The organism is Paraburkholderia sp. RL17-347-BIC-D (assembly GCF_046027915.1).
In the GTDB taxonomy this organism is placed as follows: Bacteria; Pseudomonadota; Gammaproteobacteria; order Burkholderiales; family Burkholderiaceae; genus Paraburkholderia.
The window spans coordinates 1-2,993 of the sequence record NZ_JARESS010000145.1 but is presented as its reverse complement, the minus strand read 5'-3'; the positions used below and the strand labels follow the sequence as shown (position 1 = coordinate 2,993).

At 61.0% G+C, this 2,993-nt stretch carries 2 protein-coding genes; both read left to right on the top strand.

The features are described from left to right. The coding region (locus tag P0D96_RS47680; protein WP_408321253.1) for an MGH1-like glycoside hydrolase domain-containing protein at window positions 1-1,542 on the top strand (1,542 nt) is incomplete at its 5' end. A 10-nt stretch (window positions 1,543-1,552) separates the two neighbouring features. Beyond that, the coding region (locus tag P0D96_RS47675; protein ID WP_408321251.1) for an alpha-amylase family glycosyl hydrolase at window positions 1,553-2,993 on the top strand (1,441 nt) is incomplete at its 3' end.

Genomic DNA, 2,993 nt, shown 5'->3' with positions numbered 1-2,993 from the left:
GACGTGCGCAACACCGAGTGGTTCCACATGTTGAATGCCGACGTGATCTCCATGCCGGACAAGTGGGAGTATCCGTGGTACGCCGCCTGGGACCTGGCCTTCCATACGGTCTCCCTGGCGCTGGTGGATTTCGATTTCGCCAAGGAGCAGCTGCTGCTGATGCTGCGCAGCCTGTACGTCCACCCAAGCGGGCAGATTCCAGCCTACGAGTGGAACTTCAGCGACGTGAATCCGCCAGTGCATGCCGCTGCCACGCTCTGGCTGTACAAGTACGAGAAACAGCTGGGTCGGGCCGACCTGCGATTCCTGGAACGCTCGTTTCAGGGGTTGATGCTCAATTTCAACTGGTGGGTCAATCGCAAGGACCCAGCGGGCCGCAACGTCTTCGCTGGCGGTTTTCTGGGTCTGGACAACATCGGTGTATTCGATCGCAGTGCACAGCTCCCGACTGGTGGCTCGCTGGAGCAGGCGGACGGGACGGCGTGGATGGCGTTCTATTGCCAGAGCATGCTGGAGATGGCCATGATTCTGACCGAGTACGACCCGATGTACGAGGAGGTCGCCTTCAAGTTCGTCCAGCATTTCATGTGGATCGCCTATGCGATGGACCGTCGTGGCGAACATAGCGATGAGATGTGGGACGAGGAGGACGGTTTTTTCTATGATCTGTTGCGGCTCCCCGACGGCCAGACGATGCGTTTGAAAGTAAGGTCACTGGTGGGATTGTTGCCACTGTGCGCGTCCACGGTGTTCGAAGCGGAGTCTGTCATGCGGTATCCGAAGCTGATGGAGCTGATTGCGCAGTTTCGAAAACGCTACCCCGAGCTGGTTGCCCATGTGGCTCCGACCGACGCGGGTTTCATCGGCCATAGGGAACGGAGACTTCTATCGATTCTCAACAAGCGGAAACTCGAGCGCGTGCTCGGTTACCTGCTCGATGAGAACGAGTTCCTGGGGCCGCACGGCATTCGTTCGCTTTCTCGCTATCACCTGGAACATCCGTTCGTGCTTCACGTCGCTGGACAGGAGTACAAGGTGCAGTACCTGCCGGCCGAATCGAATACCGGCATGTTCGGTGGCAATTCGAACTGGCGCGGCCCGGTGTGGATGCCAGTTAATCTGCTGATCGTCCGGGCGCTGATGAATTTCTACACTTTTTTCGGCGATGACTTCAAGGTTCAATGTCCGACCGGCACGGGTCCGCACATGACGCTGTTCGAGGTAGCGCAGGAGCTTGTCCGTCGGCTGACGGGTACGTTTCTGCGCGATGCCGACGGGCTACGGCCCGTCTACGGCGGGGCGGCCAGATTCCAGGACGATCCGCATTGGCGCGACCTGATCCTGTTTTACGAGTACTTCCACGGTGACAATGGCGCGGGCCTTGGGGCCAGCCACCAGACAGGCTGGACGGGCCTCGTCGCCCCTCTCCTGGACCTGTTTGGGCGTGTCGATGCGCAAACTATGCTGGAAACCGAACGCGCGCGTGTGATGGCGGGGATCGTAAGGGGGCAGGTGGGCGGAGAAGGGATCGGCGAGAAGTAAAGGAGAGGATATGTTCGACTTACGCTACCCGGCGCTGTACCAGATCAACACCCGCGTCTGGCTGACCGGGTTGTCTCGCGTGCTGGGGAGGAGCGCGACGCTGGACGATATTCCGGATGCCGAACTGGATCGCCTTGCCGAGTTGGGCTTTGACTGGATCTGGTTGCTGAGCGTCTGGCAGACCGGCTACGCAGCGCAGGCGATCTCGCGTGCGAACCCCGAATGGCGTCGCGAATTCGCCGAAACGATACCGGACCTCTGCGACGAAGACATCGCTGGCTCCGGGTTCGCCATCCAGAGCTACACCGTCCATCGCGATCTGGGCGGCGCCGGGGCGCTCTCCCGATTGCGGCAGCGTCTGCAGCAACGCGGACTGAAGCTGATGCTCGATTTCGTGCCGAATCACATGGCGCCGGATCACGACTGGATCGATGAGCATCCGGACTACTTCGTCCACGGGAGCGAGGCGGACCTGGCTCGCTCACCGCGCAACTACCGCCGGGTGCAGACAAGGAACGGTCCGCTGGTGCTTGCCCACGGCCGGGATCCATACTTCGACGGATGGCCCGATACGTTGCAGCTCAACTACGGCAATCCGGAGTTACAGCAGGCGATGATCGACGAGTTGCAAAGAATCGCAGGGCAATGCGACGGCGTGCGATGCGACATGGCCATGCTGGTCTTGCCCGACGTGTTCGAACGCACCTGGAACATTCGCGCCGATCCCTTCTGGCCGAAGGCGATCGAATCCGTGCAGCGCAAGCATCCGCAGTTCCTGTTCATGGCGGAGGTCTATTGGGACCTGGAATGGACGATGCAACAGCAGGGCTTCGATTACGCCTATGACAAGCAGATGTATGACCGCCTGCGCGATGCGCACGCACGGTCGGTGCGCGAGCATCTGCACGCCGGGCTCGATTACCAGGACAAGCTGACCCGCTTTCTGGAAAACCACGACGAGCCCCGGACCGCGGCGGCCTTCGAACCCAGCAGGCACGAGGCAGGCGCCATCATCACGTTTCTTTCGCCTGGTCTGCGCTTCTTTCACCAAGGCCAGTTCGAGGGCTGCAGGAAACGCATTTCGCCGCACCTGGTCCGGTCGCCACAGGAGCCTATCGACGCAGCGTTGCAGGCGTTCTACGAGAGCCTGTTGGCGGTGCTGCGTCAGCCCGTCTTTCGGGACGGCGCGTGGAACCTGCTCGAATGCGTGCCGGCGTGGGAGGGCAACTGGACCTCGGATTGTTTCATCGCGTGGTCCTGGCAACGAGCCGACGGCGACCGGCGGCTCGTTGCCGTCAACTACGCCGACAACCAGAGCCAGTGTTACGTGCGACTGCCGTTTCCCGACATGGCCGGCCGCACGGTGCGGATGAAGGACATGATGGGGCCGGCCAGTTTTGATCGCGACGGCAACGATCTCATTTCACGCGGTCTTTACCTGGATCTGCCAC